Annotated in this window: 16 protein-coding genes and 1 tRNA gene; all 17 read left to right on the top strand. The window is 52.8% G+C overall.

Features of this window, described 5'->3' with window-relative positions; translation table 11 throughout:
* Nucleotides 1-4 precede the first annotated feature (4 nt).
* The 17 genes from sdhB to ACLJRS_RS10990 all read left to right on the top strand — a co-directional run bounded on the left by sdhB (nt 5) and on the right by ACLJRS_RS10990 (nt 18,183).
* Complete coding sequence (gene sdhB / locus ACLJRS_RS11070) at nt 5-721, top strand: succinate dehydrogenase iron-sulfur subunit SdhB (RefSeq protein ID WP_001537859.1); 717 nt, start codon at nt 5-7, stop codon at nt 719-721.
* 523 nt (nt 722-1,244) lie between these two features.
* The gene (sucA, locus tag ACLJRS_RS11065; protein WP_001181503.1) at nt 1,245-4,046 is read left to right on the top strand and encodes a 2-oxoglutarate dehydrogenase E1 component; all 2,802 of its coding nucleotides are present in this window, start codon (nt 1,245-1,247) and stop codon (nt 4,044-4,046) included.
* 14 nt (nt 4,047-4,060) lie between these two features.
* Nucleotides 4,061-5,269 carry a 2-oxoglutarate dehydrogenase complex dihydrolipoyllysine-residue succinyltransferase gene (odhB, locus tag ACLJRS_RS11060; protein WP_000099858.1) on the top strand — a complete coding sequence of 403 codons (1,209 nt, stop codon included), beginning with the start codon at nt 4,061-4,063 and terminating at the stop codon, nt 5,267-5,269.
* Nucleotides 5,270-5,410: 141 nt separating this feature from the next.
* Entirely contained in the window at nt 5,411-6,577 is a 1,167-nt protein-coding gene (gene sucC, locus ACLJRS_RS11055; RefSeq protein ID WP_001048590.1) for an ADP-forming succinate--CoA ligase subunit beta, read from the top strand.
* Complete coding sequence (gene sucD, locus ACLJRS_RS11050; RefSeq protein WP_000114631.1) at nt 6,577-7,446, top strand: succinate--CoA ligase subunit alpha; 870 nt, start codon at nt 6,577-6,579, stop codon at nt 7,444-7,446. The genes sucC and sucD overlap by 1 nt, the downstream gene beginning before the upstream one ends.
* A 1,582-nt stretch (nt 7,447-9,028) precedes the next feature.
* Nucleotides 9,029-10,597, top strand: coding sequence for a cytochrome ubiquinol oxidase subunit I (gene cydA / locus ACLJRS_RS11045; RefSeq protein WP_000884369.1), 1,569 nt, complete (start codon nt 9,029-9,031; stop codon nt 10,595-10,597).
* Between the two features lie 15 nt (nt 10,598-10,612).
* Nucleotides 10,613-11,752 (top strand): cytochrome d ubiquinol oxidase subunit II, encoded by a 1,140-nt coding sequence (cydB, locus tag ACLJRS_RS11040; protein WP_000568258.1) that lies wholly within the window; start codon nt 10,613-10,615, stop codon nt 11,750-11,752.
* Nucleotides 11,753-11,766: 14 nt separating this feature from the next.
* Nucleotides 11,767-11,880 (top strand): cytochrome bd-I oxidase subunit CydX, encoded by a 114-nt coding sequence (gene cydX, locus ACLJRS_RS11035; RefSeq protein ID WP_000270278.1) that lies wholly within the window; start codon nt 11,767-11,769, stop codon nt 11,878-11,880.
* Entirely contained in the window at nt 11,880-12,173 is a 294-nt protein-coding gene (gene ybgE / locus ACLJRS_RS11030; protein ID WP_000148790.1) for a cyd operon protein YbgE, read from the top strand. The genes cydX and ybgE overlap by 1 nt, the downstream gene beginning before the upstream one ends.
* Before the next feature lie 228 nt (nt 12,174-12,401).
* Nucleotides 12,402-12,806, top strand: coding sequence for a tol-pal system-associated acyl-CoA thioesterase (ybgC, locus tag ACLJRS_RS11025; protein ID WP_001046240.1), 405 nt, complete (start codon nt 12,402-12,404; stop codon nt 12,804-12,806).
* On the top strand, nt 12,803-13,495 hold the full coding sequence (gene tolQ, locus ACLJRS_RS11020; RefSeq protein ID WP_000131318.1) for a Tol-Pal system protein TolQ: 693 nt from the start codon (nt 12,803-12,805) through the stop codon (nt 13,493-13,495). Before ybgC ends, tolQ begins: the two co-directional genes overlap by 4 nt.
* A gap of 3 nt (nt 13,496-13,498) precedes the next feature.
* A complete protein-coding gene (gene tolR, locus ACLJRS_RS11015) occupies nt 13,499-13,927 on the top strand; it encodes a colicin uptake protein TolR (RefSeq protein WP_000124676.1) in 429 nt (142 codons plus the stop codon).
* A 64-nt stretch (nt 13,928-13,991) separates the two neighbouring features.
* Entirely contained in the window at nt 13,992-15,170 is a 1,179-nt protein-coding gene (gene tolA, locus ACLJRS_RS11010; RefSeq protein WP_000030587.1) for a cell envelope integrity protein TolA, read from the top strand.
* A 123-nt stretch (nt 15,171-15,293) separates the two neighbouring features.
* Entirely contained in the window at nt 15,294-16,586 is a 1,293-nt protein-coding gene (gene tolB, locus ACLJRS_RS11005) for a Tol-Pal system beta propeller repeat protein TolB (RefSeq protein WP_001562341.1), read from the top strand.
* A 34-nt stretch (nt 16,587-16,620) separates the two neighbouring features.
* Nucleotides 16,621-17,145, top strand: a complete 525-nt coding sequence (gene pal, locus ACLJRS_RS11000) for a peptidoglycan-associated lipoprotein Pal (RefSeq protein ID WP_001176621.1) — start codon at nt 16,621-16,623, stop codon at nt 17,143-17,145.
* Nucleotides 17,146-17,154: 9 nt separating this feature from the next.
* Nucleotides 17,155-17,943: a cell division protein CpoB gene (gene cpoB, locus ACLJRS_RS10995; protein ID WP_000097552.1), complete on the top strand. Its 789-nt coding sequence runs from the start codon at nt 17,155-17,157 to the stop codon at nt 17,941-17,943.
* Between the two features lie 164 nt (nt 17,944-18,107).
* A tRNA-Lys gene (locus tag ACLJRS_RS10990) sits at nt 18,108-18,183 on the top strand.
* Nucleotide 18,184 lies beyond the last annotated feature (1 nt).

The raw sequence follows: 18,184 nt of genomic DNA, 5'->3' as shown, positions 1-18,184 counted from the left end.
GATGATGAAACTCGAATTTTCGATTTATCGTTATAACCCGGATGTCGATAACGCTCCGCGTATGCAGGATTACACCCTGGAAGGCGAAGAAGGGCGCGACATGATGCTGCTGGATGCGTTAATCCAGCTTAAAGAAAAAGATCCCAGCCTTTCTTTCCGCCGTTCCTGCCGCGAAGGTGTGTGCGGTTCTGATGGTTTGAATATGAACGGTAAGAATGGTCTGGCCTGTATTACCCCTATTTCGGCGCTGACTCAGCCGGGTAAGAAGATTGTGATTCGCCCGCTGCCCGGTTTGCCGGTGATCCGCGATTTGGTGGTAGACATGGGGCAATTCTACGCACAATATGAGAAGATTAAGCCTTACTTATTGAATAATGGGCAAAATCCACCGGCTCGTGAGCATCTGCAGATGCCGGAGCAGCGTGAAAAACTCGATGGGCTGTATGAATGTATTCTTTGCGCCTGTTGCTCAACATCCTGCCCGTCATTCTGGTGGAACCCGGATAAGTTTATCGGTCCGGCGGGGCTGCTCGCGGCGTATCGATTCCTGATCGATAGTCGTGATACCGAGACCGACAGTCGTCTGGAAGGGATGAGCGATGCATTCAGCGTATTCCGCTGTCACAGCATTATGAACTGCGTCAGTGTATGTCCTAAGGGACTAAACCCGACGCGCGCTATCGGCCATATTAAGTCGATGCTGTTGCAGCGTAGCGCATAAGTAGTTGTAGTGGTTGCCGGATGGCGACGTACCGTCTTATCCGGCCTACAGGCGCAACCCCGTAGGCCTGATAAGCGCAGCGCCATCAGGCAATAGAAGTGCAGGAAACCTCTAAAAACTGCCATATGATTAGTAATAATCGAGATGTTCAGAGCGAGACAAGGCGCGGTCTGAACGAATCTTCGGGAGCATAGTTAACTATGTGACCGGAGTGAGCGAAGGCCGCAACGCAGTCGTAGCCTGAACAGCGAAGATTATTAGACAGTTTTTAAAGGTTCCTTAGCGGACGCAGATGACACGACAGTCCGCAACAAGTGAACCCCGGCACGCATACAGCGTATGCGTGGTTAGTATCCACGGCGAAATACTCGTCATAGTTCACGTTGCATGTGCGTTGGCTGCACTTGCTCACCCCGGTCACTTACTGGATGTAAGCTCCCAGGGATTCGCAAGCTTGCCGCCTTCCTGAAACGTGACCTATTTAGAGTATTAAATAAGCAGAAAAGATGCTTAAGGGATCACGATGCAGAACAGCGCTTTGAAAGCCTGGTTGGACTCTTCTTACCTCTCTGGTTCGAATCAGAGCTGGATAGAACAGCTCTATGAAGACTTCTTAACCGATCCTGACTCGGTAGACGCTAACTGGCGTTTGACGTTCCAGCAGTTACCTGGTACCGGAGTCAAACCGGATCAACTCCATTCAAAAACACGTGAATATTTCCGGCGGCAGGCGTTGGCTGGCTCACGTCACTCTTCTACGATTTCCGACCCTGACACCAATGTGAAGCAGGTTAAAGTCCTGCAGCTTATCAACGCTTATCGTTTCCGTGGCCATCAGCATGCAAACCTCGATCCGCTGGGACTGTGGAAGCAAGAACGTGTGGCGGATCTGGACCCTTCTTTCCATGATTTGACCGAGGCCGATTTCCAGGAAACCTTTAATGTCGGCTCCTTTGCCAGCGGCAAAGAGACGATGAAGCTGGGCGAGCTGCTCGACGCGCTCAAACAGACCTACTGCGGCCCGATTGGCGCTGAGTATATGCACATCACCAGCACCGAAGAGAAACGCTGGATCCAACAGCGCATCGAATCCGGTCGTGCGGCTTTTAGCGCTGACGAGAAAAAACGTTTCCTGAACGAACTGACCGCCGCTGAAGGGCTGGAACGTTATCTGGGCGCCAAATTCCCGGGTGCGAAACGTTTCTCGCTTGAGGGGGGAGATGCGCTGATACCCATGCTGAAAGAGATGGTTCGCCATGCGGGTAACAGCGGCACTCGCGAAGTGGTGCTGGGGATGGCGCACCGCGGTCGCCTGAACGTGCTGATCAACGTACTGGGTAAAAAACCGCAGGATCTGTTCGACGAATTTGCCGGTAAGCATAAAGAACATCTGGGTACCGGCGACGTGAAGTATCACATGGGCTTCTCGTCAGATATCGAAACCGAAGGCGGTCTGGTTCACCTGGCGCTGGCGTTTAACCCATCGCATTTGGAAATTGTGAGCCCGGTGGTGATGGGCTCCGTGCGCGCCCGTCTGGACAGACTGGACGAACCGAGCAGCAACAAAGTGTTGCCGATCACTATTCACGGCGACGCCGCGGTGACCGGCCAGGGCGTGGTTCAGGAAACTCTGAACATGTCGAAAGCGCGCGGTTACGAAGTGGGCGGTACGGTACGTATCGTTATCAACAACCAGGTGGGCTTCACCACCTCTAACCCACTGGATGCGCGTTCAACGCCTTACTGCACCGATATCGGTAAAATGGTCCAGGCGCCGATTTTCCACGTCAATGCGGACGATCCGGAAGCCGTCGCTTTTGTGACCCGTCTGGCGCTGGACTTCCGTAACACCTTTAAACGCGATGTGTTCATCGATCTGGTGTGCTACCGCCGTCACGGCCACAACGAAGCCGACGAGCCAAGCGCAACCCAGCCGCTGATGTACCAGAAAATCAAAAAGCATCCGACGCCGCGTAAAATCTACGCCGACAAACTGGAAGCTGATAAGGTCGCAACGCTGGAAGATGCCACCGAAATGGTCAACCTCTATCGCGATGCGCTGGATGCAGGCGAATGCGTGGTGAAAGAGTGGCGTCCGATGAATATGCACTCGTTCACCTGGTCGCCGTATCTAAACCACGAATGGGACGAAAGCTACCCGAACAAAGTTGAGATGAAGCGTCTGCAGGAGCTGGCAAAACGTATCAGCACCGTGCCGGAAGCCATTGAAATGCAGTCTCGCGTGGCGAAAATTTATGGCGACCGTCAGGCAATGGCGGCAGGCGAGAAATTGTTTGACTGGGGCGGCGCGGAAAATCTGGCTTACGCCACGCTGGTCGATGAAGGCATTCCGGTGCGCCTGTCCGGGGAAGACTCCGGTCGCGGCACCTTCTTCCATCGTCATGCGGTGATCCACAACCAGACGAACGGCTCAACGTATACGCCGTTGCAGCATATTCACAGCGGTCAGGGACAGTTTAAAGTCTGGGACTCCGTGCTGTCTGAAGAAGCGGTACTGGCTTTTGAATACGGTTATGCCACGGCGGAACCACGTACCCTGACTATCTGGGAAGCGCAGTTTGGCGATTTTGCCAACGGCGCGCAGGTAGTGATTGACCAGTTCATCTCCTCCGGCGAGCAGAAATGGGGCCGGATGTGCGGTCTGGTGATGCTGTTGCCGCACGGCTATGAAGGGCAGGGCCCGGAGCACTCCTCCGCGCGTCTGGAACGTTATCTGCAACTTTGCGCCGAGCAGAATATGCAGGTTTGCGTGCCGTCCACCCCGGCGCAGGTCTACCATATGCTGCGCCGTCAGGCGCTGCGCGGGATGCGTCGTCCGCTGGTGGTGATGTCGCCGAAATCGCTGCTGCGTCACCCGCTGGCGGTTTCCACGCTTGATGAACTGGCGAACGGTTCCTTCCAGCCGGCCATTGGCGAAATTGACGAGCTGGACCCTAAAGCCGTAAAACGCGTGGTAATGTGTTCTGGTAAGGTTTATTACGACCTGCTGGAACAACGTCGCAAAAACGACCAGAAAGATGTCGCTATCGTGCGCATCGAACAGCTCTATCCGTTCCCGCATAAAGCGGTGCAGGAAGCGCTGCAACCATACGCTCACGTCCATGATTTTGTCTGGTGCCAGGAAGAGCCGCTCAACCAGGGCGCATGGTACTGCAGTCAGCATCATTTCCGTGAAGTGATTCCGTTTGGGGCCGCTCTGCGTTATGCAGGTCGCCCGGCCTCCGCCTCTCCGGCGGTAGGGTATATGTCCGTTCACCAGAAACAGCAACAAGATCTGGTTAATGACGCGCTGAACATCGATTAAATAAAGGATAAATAATGAGTAGCGTAGATATTCTTGTTCCCGACCTGCCTGAGTCCGTAGCGGACGCGACCGTCGCCACCTGGCATAAAAAACCGGGCGATGCGGTTGTTCGTGACGAAGTGCTGGTAGAAATCGAAACTGACAAAGTGGTACTGGAAGTACCGGCATCAGCGGACGGCATTCTGGATGCGGTTCTGGAAGAGGAGGGGACGACTGTCACCTCTCGCCAGATCCTGGGTCGCCTGCGTGAAGGAAACAGCGCGGGTAAAGAGACCAGCGCGAAATCTGAAGAGAAAGCGTCTACGCCGGCACAGCGCCAGCAGGCGTCGCTGGAAGAACAAAACAACGATGCGCTCAGCCCGGCGATCCGTCGCCTGCTGGCTGAACACAATCTGGAAGCCAGCGCCATTAAAGGCACTGGTGTGGGTGGGCGTCTGACCCGTGAAGATGTGGAAAAACATCTGGCGAAAGGCGAGTCTAAAGCACCCGCTGTTGAACCTGCAGCACAACCCGCTCTGGGCGCGCGCGGCGAAAAACGCGTGCCAATGACCCGCCTGCGCAAGCGCGTGGCCGAGCGTCTACTGGAAGCGAAAAATTCCACCGCCATGCTGACGACCTTCAATGAAGTCAACATGAAGCCGATTATGGATTTGCGTAAGCAGTATGGCGAAGTGTTTGAAAAACGTCATGGTATCCGCCTGGGCTTTATGTCCTTCTACGTGAAAGCGGTAGTGGAAGCGCTGAAGCGTTATCCGGAAGTGAACGCCTCTATCGACGGCGATGACGTGGTGTATCACAACTACTTTGATGTGAGCATGGCGGTGTCTACGCCGCGCGGCCTGGTCACGCCGGTCCTGCGTGACGTGGATACGCTGGGCATGGCTGACATCGAGAAAAAAATTAAAGAACTGGCTGTCAAAGGCCGCGACGGCAAGCTGACCGTAGAAGACCTGACCGGTGGTAACTTTACCATTACCAACGGCGGCGTATTCGGTTCGCTGATGTCTACCCCGATCATCAACCCGCCGCAGAGCGCGATTCTGGGAATGCATGCTATTAAAGACAGGCCGATGGCGGTGGATGGCAAGGTGGAAATCCTGCCGATGATGTACCTGGCGCTCTCTTACGATCATCGCCTGATCGATGGTCGCGAATCCGTGGGCTTCCTGGTCACCATCAAAGAGTTGCTGGAAGATCCGACCCGTCTGCTGTTGGACGTGTAGTCAGCAAGAGCATCACCTGCTACCTGTAGGCTGGATAAGGCGTTCACGCCGCCATCCGGCGATGGTGTAATGCCTGATGGCGCGCAGCTTTCAGGCCTACAGGTCTAAAGATAACGATTACCTGAAGGATGGACAGAACACATGAACTTACATGAATATCAGGCAAAACAACTTTTTGCCCGCTATGGCTTACCGGCGCCGGTGGGTTATGCCTGTACTACTCCGCGTGAAGCCGAAGAAGCCGCGTCTAAAATCGGTGCCGGCCCGTGGGTAGTGAAATGTCAGGTTCACGCTGGCGGCCGCGGCAAAGCGGGCGGTGTGAAGGTAGTAAAAAGCAAAGAAGAGATTCGCGCCTTCGCGGAAAACTGGCTGGGCAAACGTCTGGTGACCTATCAAACAGACGCTAATGGCCAACCGGTAAACCAGATTCTGGTTGAAGCGGCGACCGACATCGGCAAAGAACTGTACCTCGGCGCGGTGGTTGACCGTAGTTCTCGTCGCGTGGTCTTTATGGCGTCTACCGAAGGTGGCGTAGAGATCGAAAAAGTTGCGGAGGAAACCCCGCATCTGATCCATAAAGTCGCGCTCGATCCGCTGACCGGCCCGATGCCGTATCAGGGACGGGAACTGGCGTTCAAATTGGGTCTGGAAGGTAAACTGGTGCAGCAGTTCACCAAAATCTTTATGGGTCTGGCAACCATTTTCCTTGAGCGCGACCTGGCGCTGATCGAAATCAACCCGCTGGTGATTACTAAGCAGGGCGATCTGATTTGCCTCGACGGCAAGCTGGGCGCTGACGGCAACGCGCTGTTCCGCCAGCCGGATCTGCGTGAAATGCGTGACCAGTCTCAGGAAGACCCGCGTGAAGCGCAGGCAGCGCAGTGGGAACTGAACTACGTCGCGCTGGACGGCAACATCGGTTGCATGGTGAACGGCGCGGGTCTGGCGATGGGCACCATGGACATCGTTAAGCTGCATGGCGGCGAACCGGCTAACTTCCTTGACGTGGGCGGCGGCGCAACCAAAGAGCGCGTCACCGAAGCGTTTAAAATTATCCTCTCGGATGACAACGTGAAAGCGGTTCTGGTTAACATCTTCGGCGGTATCGTCCGTTGTGACCTGATTGCCGACGGTATCATCGGCGCGGTGGAAGAAGTGGGCGTGAACGTTCCGGTGGTGGTGCGTCTGGAAGGCAACAACGCCGAACTCGGCGCGAAGAAACTGGCTGACAGTGGCCTGAATATTATTGCAGCGAAAAGTCTGACGGATGCAGCTCAGCAGGTTGTTGCCGCAGTGGAGGGGAAATAATGTCCGTTTTAATTAATAAAGATACCAAGGTTATCTGCCAGGGCTTCACCGGTAGCCAGGGGACTTTCCACTCCGAACAGGCGATTGCTTACGGTACGCAGATGGTGGGCGGCGTAACGCCGGGCAAAGGCGGCACCACGCATCTGGGGCTGCCGGTGTTCAACACCGTGCGCGAAGCGGTAGAAGCTACCGGTGCGACCGCATCCGTTATCTACGTCCCGGCGCCGTTCTGCAAAGACTCCATTCTGGAAGCGATCGACGCAGGCATCAAACTGATTATCACCATCACCGAAGGTATTCCGACGCTGGATATGCTGACCGTGAAAGTGAAGCTGGACGAAGCAGGCGTGCGCATGATCGGCCCGAACTGCCCAGGTGTGATCACCCCGGGCGAATGCAAAATCGGCATCATGCCGGGTCACATTCATAAGCCGGGTAAAGTGGGTATCGTTTCCCGTTCCGGCACGCTGACCTACGAAGCGGTTAAGCAGACCACCGACTACGGTTTCGGCCAGTCCACCTGCGTGGGTATCGGCGGCGACCCGATTCCGGGCTCTAACTTTATCGATATCCTGAAACTGTTCCAGGAAGATCCGCAGACTGAAGCGATCGTGATGATCGGTGAGATCGGCGGTAGTGCAGAAGAAGAAGCGGCGGCTTACATTAAAGACCACGTGACCAAGCCGGTTGTTGGCTATATCGCGGGTGTTACCGCGCCGAAAGGCAAGCGTATGGGCCACGCTGGCGCCATCATTGCCGGTGGTAAAGGCACCGCGGATGAAAAATTCGCCGCGCTGGAAGCTGCTGGCGTGAAGACGGTTCGCAGTCTGGCCGATATCGGCGAAGCGCTGAAAGCAATTATAAAATAAAACTCGCTGTTCCTGCGGGAACAGATAAATGTCCGTTTTCGACATGGTTGGCCACCTTTACGGTGGCCTTTTTTATGGCTTTATTGTTTGTGGCAAAGTACGGGTGAAGCATCCGGGATATAAAATTATTGGCTTTGTAAATATTGAGCTATAGGAAAATGATGCCTCATTAAAAAAACATGGTGGAGTCTAAAAATAATTGATAATAACCGTCTGGCAGCGGCAGTAAATTTACTCAGTTTGCCGGTTAACTCTTTTGCAGCAAATACAGATGCTGTCTTAGTGAAAGACCTGCCGACCTCACTGGAGACGGATTATGCGCTTTCCGCCATGAAAAAAACGCATTGCAGCATTACACTATGTTGACGCTAACCTCTATAGTAAATTGACGCTTGACTCTGTGGCCGCGCATGTTTGCCTGAGCGCGAACTACACGTCTCCTCAGATGTATCGCGCTTACACAGACTGCTTGTTTAATGGCAGAATAAAACAGCTATTTTAATCATAAGAGTACCAGCATTATTTCCCTGAAGTATTAAAGATATCGTTTAATAAATCATATGAACTTTTGCTGGTTAAAAGAGGTTAACTTTAAAAATTATTAAGAACTTATTGACACTATTCGTTCGTGATTAATCATGTTTAAAGGGTATTTATGGCTGCGAATAAACAGAATTATCACTATGAGTGACGTAGATATTGAGGGTAAATCTGTGAAGGTGATAACAGAATCTTCACTATAATAATTATAGAGAGGCAAATACGGTGTTATTGAAATAAAGAAAAATTAGCGAATAAAATGTTTGTTTCTGGCTATCTGGAAAGCTTATTAGCGATAATTAAGGCGATAACCTGGCAAGATGATCCTGGCCGTTAGTCGTCGGGAAAGGGAAGTTGGGGCAGGGTAATCCCGGTGGGATGATGGCGCGTGTGCAATGAGATAGTTTCTTTGCGGTGTTAATTATAAGTAAAATAAAAATAGACTAAATGTATAAAATAATAAGTATTGATAACCTGCAGAAAAAATCTGTGAGCTATTTAGCAATAATTGAACATCAATGTGGAATGTTTTTTACGGGATGCGGGGCAGTAAAAAACGCACAAAATGTTTAGCCTTATCGAATAAGCCTCTTTTTACAGGGGGTTTAAAATTACTCTTTGCAAAAACAAAAAGTTAACAAAAAATTCACCATGCATTCAATGAATAAACATTATTAACATTAACTTCAAAAATTGATTTTAATCAATATTTAAATGTTGGAAAAGAGCATCAAAACTGGTTAAATTGTCCGTGATCAAATTCCCTGAAAAGCGATAGATTAGCCATAAATTGATCGCTGTCGAAAAAAGCAAATCTGACCCACTAAAAACCTGTTTATTGTAAGGGTTTTACGGCGTAATATATTTGCGGGATCAATTTGGGTTTTTTATTAACATGTTTGTAACTTTTCATCATTACTGTTTCCTTCCCGAGGGGATAGTACGATGGAAGGCCGCAAATAAATTTGTATTGGGGCATGCGTGTGACCCTTTCTAACGGGGTTCACTCTCGGAGTCTTCATGCGATGAGCAAGGAGTCATGATGTTAGATATAGTCGAACTGTCGCGCTTACAGTTTGCCTTGACCGCGATGTACCACTTCCTGTTTGTGCCGCTAACGCTCGGTATGGCGTTCCTGCTGGCCATTATGGAAACGGTATACGTCCTTTCCGGCAAACAGATTTATAAAGATATGACCAAGTTCTGGGGCAAGTTGTTTGGTATCAACTTTGCTCTGGGTGTGGCTACCGGTTTGACCATGGAGTTCCAGTTCGGGACAAACTGGTCGTACTACTCCCACTATGTTGGGGACATCTTCGGTGCGCCGCTGGCCATCGAAGGTTTGATGGCCTTCTTCCTCGAATCCACCTTTGTAGGTCTGTTCTTCTTCGGCTGGGATCGTCTGAGTAAAGTTCAGCATATGTGCGTCACCTGGCTGGTGGCTCTGGGGTCCAACCTCTCCGCGTTATGGATTCTGGTAGCGAACGGCTGGATGCAAAACCCAATCGCTGCGGATTTCAATTTCGAAACCATGCGTATGGAAATGGTGAGCTTCTCTGAACTGGTACTGAACCCGGTAGCACAGGTGAAATTTGTTCACACTGTGGCGTCCGGCTATGTCACCGGCGCGATGTTCATCCTCGGTATCAGCGCTTACTACATGCTGAAAGGTCGTGACTTCGCCTTTGCTAAACGCTCCTTTGCTATTGCTGCCAGCTTCGGTATGGCTGCCGTACTGTCCGTTATCGTACTCGGTGACGAATCCGGTTACGAAATGGGCGACGTGCAGAAAACCAAGCTCGCTGCGATTGAAGCAGAATGGGAAACGCAACCTGCTCCGGCCTCCTTTACCCTGTTCGGCATTCCTGACCAGGACAAACAGGAAAACCATCTGGCGATTCAGATCCCTTATGCGCTCGGCATTATCGCTACGCGTTCCGTGGACACGCCGGTTATTGGTCTGAAAGATCTCATGGTTCAGCATGAAGAGCGTATCCGTAACGGGATGAAAGCCTATGAACTGCTGGAGCAGCTGCGCGCCGGTTCTACCGACCAGGCCGTTCGCGACCAGTTTAACAGCATGAAGAAAGATCTCGGTTACGGCCTGCTGCTGAAACGCTATACGCCTAATGTGACTGACGCGACCGAAGCGCAGATCCAGCAAGCGACGAAAGATTCCATTCCTCGCGTTGCGCCGCTGTACTTCGCTTTCCGTATCATGGTGGCGTGCGGCTTCCTGCTGCTGGCGATCATCGCACTTTCCTTCTGGAGCGTGATTCGTAACCGCATCGGTGAGAAAAAATGGCTGCTGCGCGCGGCGCTGTACGGCATTCCACTGCCGTGGATTGCGGTTGAAGCAGGTTGGTTCGTCGCCGAGTATGGTCGTCAGCCGTGGGCGATCGGCGAAGTGTTGCCGACAGCCGTGGCGAACTCATCGCTGACCGTGGGCGATCTGCTGTTCTCCATGTTCCTGATTTGCGGCCTGTATACCCTGTTCCTGGTGGCAGAATTGTTCCTGATGTTCAAATTTGCACGCCTTGGCCCAAGCAGCCTGAAAACCGGTCGCTATCACTTTGAGCAGTCCACCGTGACTTCTCAGCCGGCACGCTAAGACAGGAGTCGTCAAATGATCGATTATGAAGTACTACGTTTTATCTGGTGGCTGCTGGTTGGCATTTTGCTAATTGGTTTCGCCGTCACCGATGGGTTCGACATGGGGGTGGGGATGCTCACCCGTTTCCTCGGTCGTAACGACACCGAACGTCGAATTATGATTAACTCTATCGCCCCGCACTGGGACGGTAACCAGGTGTGGTTGATCACCGCGGGCGGTGCGTTGTTTGCTGCCTGGCCGATGGTTTACGCCGCGGCGTTCTCCGGTTTCTATGTAGCGATGATCCTGGTGCTGGCGTCTTTGTTCTTCCGTCCGGTCGGTTTTGATTACCGTTCCAAGATTGAAGACCCGCGCTGGCGCAACATGTGGGACTGGGGCGTGTTCATCGGTAGCTTTGTGCCGCCGCTGGTGATTGGCGTGGCCTTTGGCAACCTGTTGCAGGGCGTGCCGTTCCACGTGGATGAGTATCTGCGTCTGTACTACACCGGTAACTTCTTCCAGTTGCTGAACCCGTTTGGTCTGCTGGCGGGTATCGTAAGCGTAGGGATGATCATCACGCAGGGGGCGACTTACCTGCAAATGCGTACCGTTGGCGAACTGCACCTGCGCGCGCGCGCCACCTCGCAGATTGCGGCGCTGGTGACATTAGTGTGCTTTGCGCTGGCGGGCGTTTGGGTAATGTATGGTATTGATGGTTATGTCGTGACATCCGCGATTGACCATCATGCCGCCTCTAACCCGCTGACTAAAGAAGTGGCGCGTGAAGCTGGCGCCTGGCTGGTGAACTTTAATAATGCTCCGATCCTGTGGTTGGTTCCGGCTCTGGGCGTGGTTCTGCCGCTGCTGACTATCCTGACTTCCCGTATGGAGAAAGGCGCGTGGGCATTCCTGTTCTCTTCGCTGACCCTGGCCTGCATTATTCTGACGGCGGGTATCGCTATGTTCCCATTTGTGATGCCGTCCAGCACGATGATGAATGCCAGCCTGACCATGTGGGATGCGACATCCAGCCAGATGACGCTGAACCTGATGACCTGGGTTGCGGCGGTGTTCGTACCGATCATTCTGATCTACACCAGCTGGTGTTACTGGAAAATGTTCGGTCGTATCACTAAAGAACATATTGAAAGCAACACCCACTCTCTGTACTAAGTAAGGAGCTTAAAATGTGGTATTTCGCATGGATTCTGGGAACGCTTCTTGCCTGTGCATTCGGGATCATTACCGCCCTGGCGCTTGAGCACGTTGAAGCGGGTAAAACCGGTCAAGAAGAAAGCTAATGACCCATATTATCGCAAAACTGTATGCGGTAATGGACAAGCGCCCGTTAAGGGCGCTTTCCTTCGTGATGGCGATAGTGCTGGCAGGATGTATGTTCTGGGACCCGTCACGGTTTGCCGCCAGGACCAGCACGCTTGAAATCTGGCACGGATTATTGCTGATGTGGGCGGTTTGCGCAGGCATAATCCACGGCGTGGGTTTTCGCCCTGAATCCGTACACTGGCAAGGGATTTTTTGTCCGCTCCTTGCGGATATCGTCCTTATCGTCGGCCTGATTTTCTTCTTCTTGTGAATAAGAAACCTCCTTAAAAATATATGGGCTTGCATAAGCCCATATATTTTTACTCTCCCTTAACTTCCCCCCATTCCCAAGCCTCATTCCCACGCGTATAGTAGCAACGTTTAAAAGCTCTACTTTTGTTGCATTACCGGGATGTAAAGTGAATACAAGGCGATATACAACGGCATTCTTGAGGCATTACGGCGGCAAGCGGATGACGCCAACAAAGAGGCTGCAGGGATGAATAAGTATATGTTTCGATGGCCAATTCGAGTTTATTACGAAGACACGGACGCCGGCGGTGTGGTTTATCACGCCAGCTATGTCGCTTTTTATGAAAGAGCGCGCACGGAGATGCTGCGTCACCATCACTTCAGCCAACAGGTGCTGCTGGCGGAGCGGGTCGCCTTTGTGGTGCGCAAGATGACGCTGGAATACTATGCGCCTGCGCGGCTCGACGATATGCTTGAAGTTCAAACAGAAATTACGTCAATGCGTGGCACCGCTTTGGTTTTCACGCAACGCATTGTCAACGCAGAGAACACGCTGCTAAATGAAGCAGAGGTTCTGATTGTTTGCGTTGATCCACTCAAAATGAAGCCTCGTGCGCTTCCTAAGTCTATTGTCGCGGAGTTTAAGCAGTGACTGACATGAATATCCTTGATTTGTTCCTGAAGGCAAGCCTTCTGGTTAAACTTATCATGTTGATTTTGATTGGTTTTTCAATAGCATCCTGGGCCATCATTATCCAGCGAACGCGTATCCTGAACGCCGCTGCGCGTGAGGCGGAAGCGTTTGAAGATAAATTCTGGTCCGGAATCGAACTATCGCGTCTGTACCAGGAAAGCCAGGGGAGACGCGATAGTCTGTCGGGCTCGGAACAAATCTTTTATAGCGGGTTCAAAGAGTTTGTCCGGCTCCATCGCGCCAACAGCCATGCGCCGGAGGCAGTGGTAGAGGGGGCGTCGCGTGCGATGCGCATCTCCATGAACCGAGAGCTGGAAACGCTGGAAACGCATATCCCGTTTCTTGGCACGGTAGGCTCTATCAGTCCTTATATCGGTCTGTTTGGCACCGTATGGGGGATTATGCATGCGTTTATCGCCCTGGGCGCGGTGAAACAGGCGACTCTGCAAATGGTTGCGCCGGGTATTGCCGAAGCATTGATTGCCACGGCGATTGGTCTGTTTGCCGCTATCCCTGCGGTTATGGCTTACAACCGACTGAATCAGCGCGTGAACAAGCTGGAACTGAATTACGACAACTTTATGGAAGAGTTCACCGCGATTCTGCACCGCCAGGCGTTTACCGTAAGCGAAAGCAACAAGGGGTAAGCCATGGCCAGAACGCGTGGACGAGGTCGTCGCGAACTTAAGTCCGAAATCAATATCGTACCGCTACTCGACGTACTGTTGGTGCTGCTGCTGATCTTTATGGCAACCGCGCCGATCATTACCCAGAGCGTGGAAGTCGACTTACCGGAGGCGAATCAGTCGCAGGCGGTCAGTAGTAACGACGATCCACCGGTCATTATTGAGGTTTCCGGAGTAGGGCAATACAGCGTAGTGGTTGATAAAGATCGAATGGATCAACTGCCGTCTGAACAGGTGATCGCAGAAGTAAAGCGTCATCTGCAGGCTAATCCGAAAACAGTCTTTTTAATCGGCGGCGCGAAAGAGGTGCCGTACGATGAAATAATTAAAGCGCTGAACTTGTTACACAGCGCGGGCGTAAAATCGGTTGGCTTAATGACGCAGCCAATCTGAAGTCTGCGTCCCGTTGGCTTGAAAGACGGCGAGTAACAGGCGAACAGTTTTTTGGGAACCGAGAGTGTCAAAGGCAACCGAACAAAACGACAAGCTCAAACGGGCGATAATTATTTCAGCCGTGCTGCATATCATCTTATTTGCAGTGCTGATCTGGAGTTCGTTTGATGAGCATATAGAGGCTTCTGCCGGCGGCGGCGGCGGTTCCGCTATCGACGCGGTGATGGTCGATCCTGGCGCCGTTGTGCAGCAGTACAACCGTCAGCAGGATCAACAGGCCAGCGCCAGACGCGCGGAAGAAGAGCGTAAAAAGCTGCAACAGCAGCAAGCAGAGGAGCTGCAGCAGAAGCAGGCTGCCGAACAGGAGCGGTTGAAACAACTTGAGAAAGAACGTTTAGCGGCTCAGGAGCAGCAAAAGCAGGCTGAAGAAGCAGCAAAACTGGCGCAACAGCAGCAGCAACAGGCCGAAGAAGCGGCGAAAGCGGCGGCGGACGCGAAGAAAAAAGCGGAGGCCGAGGCGGCGAAAGCGGCGGCGGACGCGAAGAAGAAAGCAGAGGCCGAGGCGGTAAAAGCGGCAGCGGACGCGAAGAAGAAAGCGGAAGCCGAAGCGGCGAAAGCAGCGGCGGACGCGAAGAAGAAAGCAGAGGCCGAAGCGGCGAAAGCAGCGGCGGAGGCGAAGAAGAAAGCGGAGGCCGAAGCGGCGAAAGCAGCGGCGGACGCTAAGAAGAAAGCGGATGCCGAGGCGGCGAAAGCGGCGGCGGAGGCGAAGAAGAAAGCGGATGCCGCGGCGGCGAAAGCAGCGGCGGACGCTAAGAAGAAAGCGGCTGCCGAAAAAGCGGCCGCCGCAGAAGGCGTCGATGATCTGCTTGGCGATCTCAGCTCGGGTAAGAATGCGCCGAAAACCGGCGGCGGCGCGAAAGGGAATGGCCAGCCATCGAAAGATAGCGGTACATCGGGCGCTAACGGTGGGGCGACAGGCGCTGATATCAGCGCCTACGCGAAACAGATTCAGGTCGCCATTCAGAGCCGTCTGTATGATGCGAGCCTGTATCAGGGCAAACAATGTGTCTTGCATATTAGCCTGGCGCCGGATGGCTCATTAAAAAGCATTACGTCTGAGGGCGGCGATCCGGCGCTTTGTCAGGCGGCGTTAATGGCGGCAAAAACCGCGAAAATTCCTAAACCGCCAAGCCAGGCTGTTTATGAGAAAATAAAGGATGCCAAACTAGACTTTAAACTGTAGATACTTTTCTTTATGGAAGTTAGAGCAGTTGAGTTGTTACTGGTCCTGGTGGTTTTGTGTATTTGAGTTTGTTAACATTCTGCTAAATTATCGTGGGTCGCAGGCCCAGGTATGGGAGATATGATGAAGCAGGCATTACGAGTAGCATTTGGTTTTCTGATGCTGTGGGCGGCGGTGCTGCACGCAGAAGTCCGTATTGAGATCACCCAGGGGGTGGACTCGGCGCGACCGATTGGCGTTGTGCCTTTTAAATGGGCCGGACCGGGCGCTGCGCCTGAAGATATCGGTGGCATCGTGGCGGCAGATTTACGCAATAGCGGTAAATTTAATCCGTTAGACCGGTCCCGACTGCCGCAGCAGCCAGCCACCGCTCAGGAAGTTCAGCCTACCGCATGGTCTGCGCTGGGTATTGATGCCGTCGTCGTTGGACAGGTCACGCCGAATCCGGACGGTTCCTACAATGTTGCTTATCAGCTGGTTGACACTGGCGGCGCGCCGGGTACCGTACTGGCGCAAAACTCTTATAAAGTGAACAAGCAGTGGCTGCGTTATGCAGGCCATACCGCCAGTGACGAAGTCTTTGAAAAACTGACGGGCATTAAGGGCGCGTTCCGTACTCGTATCGCCTATGTGGTACAGACTAATGGCGGTCAGTTCCCGTATGAACTGCGTGTGTCGGATTACGATGGTTACAATCAGTTTGTGGTGCACCGTTCTCCGCAGCCGTTGATGTCTCCGGCGTGGTCTCCGGACGGCTCAAAACTGGCTTACGTGACATTTGAAAGCGGTCGCTCCGCGCTGGTTATCCAGACGCTGGCAAACGGCGCAGTGCGTCAGGTTGCGTCCTTCCCGCGTCACAACGGCGCGCCGGCCTTCTCGCCGGATGGGACGAAACTGGCGTTCGCGTTATCGAAAACCGGAAGTCTGAACCTGTACGTTATGGATCTCGCCTCCGGTCAGATTCGTCAGATAACGGACGGCCGTAGCAACAATACGGAGCCGACCTGGTTCCCGGACAGCCAGACTCTGGCCTTTACCTCTGACCAGGCTGGACGTCCGCAAGTGTATAAAATGAACATTAACGGCGGTGCGGCGCAGCGTATTACCTGGGAAGGTTCGCAAAACCAGGATGCGGATGTCAGCAGCGACGGTAAATTTATGGTAATGGTAAGCTCAAATAACGGGCAGCAGCACATTGCCAAACAAGATCTGGTGACGGGTGGCGTACAGGTTCTGTCGTCAACGTTCCTGGATGAAACGCCAAGTCTGGCACCTAACGGCACGATGGTAATCTACAGCTCTTCTCAGGGGATGGGATCTGTGCTGAATTTGGTTTCTACAGATGGGCGTTTCAAAGCGCGTCTTCCGGCAACTGATGGTCAGGTGAAATCGCCTGCCTGGTCGCCGTATCTGTGATAATAATTAATTGATTACTAAAGGAATTAAAGAAATGCAACTGAACAAAGTGCTGAAGGGCCTGATGATTGCCCTGCCTGTTATGGCAATCGCGGCATGTTCTTCCAACAAGAACGCCAGCAATGACGGTAGCGAAGGCGGTATGCTGAACGGCGCCGGCACTGGTATGGACGCTAACGGCAACGGCAACATGTCATCTGAAGAGCAAGCGCGTCTGCAGATGCAGCAGCTGCAGCAGAACAACATCGTTTACTTCGATCTCGACAAGTACGATATCCGTTCTGACTTCGCGGCAATGCTGGATGCGCACGCTAACTTCCTGCGTAGCAACCCGTCTTACAAAGTCACCGTAGAAGGTCACGCGGACGAACGCGGTACTCCGGAGTACAACATCTCCCTGGGTGAGCGTCGTGCTAACGCCGTTAAAATGTACCTGCAGGGTAAAGGCGTTTCCGCTGACCAGATCTCCATCGTTTCTTACGGTAAAGAAAAACCTGCCGTACTGGGCCACGACGAAGCGGCTTACGCTAAGAACCGTCGCGCTGTACTGGTTTACTAAGAGAATTGCATGAGCAGTAACTTCAGACATCACCTGTTGAGTCTGTCGTTACTGGTTGGCATAGCGGCCCCCTGGGCCGCTTTTGCTCAGGCGCCAATCAGTAGTGTCGGCTCAGGCTCGGTCGAAGACCGCGTCACTCAACTTGAGCGTATCTCTAACGCTCACAGCCAGCTTTTAACCCAACTTCAGCAGCAGCTCTCCGATAATCAGTCCGATATCGATTCTTTGCGCGGCCAAATCCAGGAAAATCAGTATCAACTGAATCAGGTGATGGAGCGCCAGAAGCAAATTATGCTGCAGCTGGGGAGCTTAAATAATGGCGGCGCAGCGCAGCCAGCAGCTGGTGACCAGAGCGGGGCGGCAACCACTGCGACCCCCGCCCCGGATGCCGGTACGGCAACCTCAGGGGCGCCGGTACAAAGTGGCGATGCGAATACCGATTACAATGCGGCAATTGCGCTGGTGCAGGATAAGTCTCGCCAGGATGATGCGATTGTGGCGTTTCAGAACTTCATCAAGAAATACCCTGATTCTACTTATCAGCCGAACGCCAATTATTGGCTGGGCCAGTTGAATTACAACAAGGGTAAAAAAGATGACGCCGCCTATTATTTCGCCTCGGTAGTAAAAAACTATCCTAAGTCGCCGAAGGCTGCGGACGCGATGTACAAAGTTGGCGTTATCATGCAGGACAAAGGTGATACGGCAAAAGCGAAAGCAGTTTATCAGCAGGTGATTAACAAATATCCTGGCACTGATGGCGCGAAACAGGCGCAGAAGCGTCTTAACGCGATGTAATGCGTACCATGCGACCAGAAAACGCCTTTTTTCTGGTCGCGTCGTGCGATTCCTAAGCAGTTGAGCCCTCTGCGTCGAAATTTTTGTTGCGCTCAAATCTGAAATCAGTAATATATGCCGCCGTTGCCACGGGATATTAAACAACTCGAAAGCGACGCAAAAGTGGGTCGTTAGCTCAGTTGGTAGAGCAGTTGACTTTTAATCAATTGGTCGCAGGTTCGAATCCTGCACGACCCACCAA

Source organism: Salmonella sp. SAL00670 (assembly GCF_046552235.1).
Lineage (GTDB): Bacteria > Pseudomonadota > Gammaproteobacteria > Enterobacterales > Enterobacteriaceae > Salmonella > Salmonella enterica.
Note: the sequence above shows the minus strand (reverse complement) of the source record. Positions and strands in the feature narration are given on the sequence as shown.

Excerpts from the sequence above, each read along its gene's own strand:
- sdhB (WP_001537859.1), top strand. The coding sequence starts at position 5 with ATGAAACTCGAATTTTCGATTTATCGTTATAACCCGGATGTCGATAAC.
- pal (WP_001176621.1), top strand. The coding sequence starts at position 16,621 with ATGCAACTGAACAAAGTGCTGAAGGGCCTGATGATTGCCCTGCCTGTT.
- cydX (WP_000270278.1), top strand. The coding sequence starts at position 11,767 with ATGTGGTATTTCGCATGGATTCTGGGAACGCTTCTTGCCTGTGCATTC.
- tolR (WP_000124676.1), top strand. The coding sequence starts at position 13,499 with ATGGCCAGAACGCGTGGACGAGGTCGTCGCGAACTTAAGTCCGAAATC.
- sucA (WP_001181503.1), top strand. The coding sequence starts at position 1,245 with ATGCAGAACAGCGCTTTGAAAGCCTGGTTGGACTCTTCTTACCTCTCT.
- cydA (WP_000884369.1), top strand. The coding sequence starts at position 9,029 with ATGTTAGATATAGTCGAACTGTCGCGCTTACAGTTTGCCTTGACCGCG.
- odhB (WP_000099858.1), top strand. The coding sequence starts at position 4,061 with ATGAGTAGCGTAGATATTCTTGTTCCCGACCTGCCTGAGTCCGTAGCG.
- ybgC (WP_001046240.1), top strand. The coding sequence starts at position 12,402 with ATGAATAAGTATATGTTTCGATGGCCAATTCGAGTTTATTACGAAGAC.
- sucD (WP_000114631.1), top strand. The coding sequence starts at position 6,577 with ATGTCCGTTTTAATTAATAAAGATACCAAGGTTATCTGCCAGGGCTTC.
- sucC (WP_001048590.1), top strand. The coding sequence starts at position 5,411 with ATGAACTTACATGAATATCAGGCAAAACAACTTTTTGCCCGCTATGGC.
- cydB (WP_000568258.1), top strand. The coding sequence starts at position 10,613 with ATGATCGATTATGAAGTACTACGTTTTATCTGGTGGCTGCTGGTTGGC.
- cpoB (WP_000097552.1), top strand. The coding sequence starts at position 17,155 with ATGAGCAGTAACTTCAGACATCACCTGTTGAGTCTGTCGTTACTGGTT.
- tolB (WP_001562341.1), top strand. The coding sequence starts at position 15,294 with ATGAAGCAGGCATTACGAGTAGCATTTGGTTTTCTGATGCTGTGGGCG.
- ybgE (WP_000148790.1), top strand. The coding sequence starts at position 11,880 with ATGACCCATATTATCGCAAAACTGTATGCGGTAATGGACAAGCGCCCG.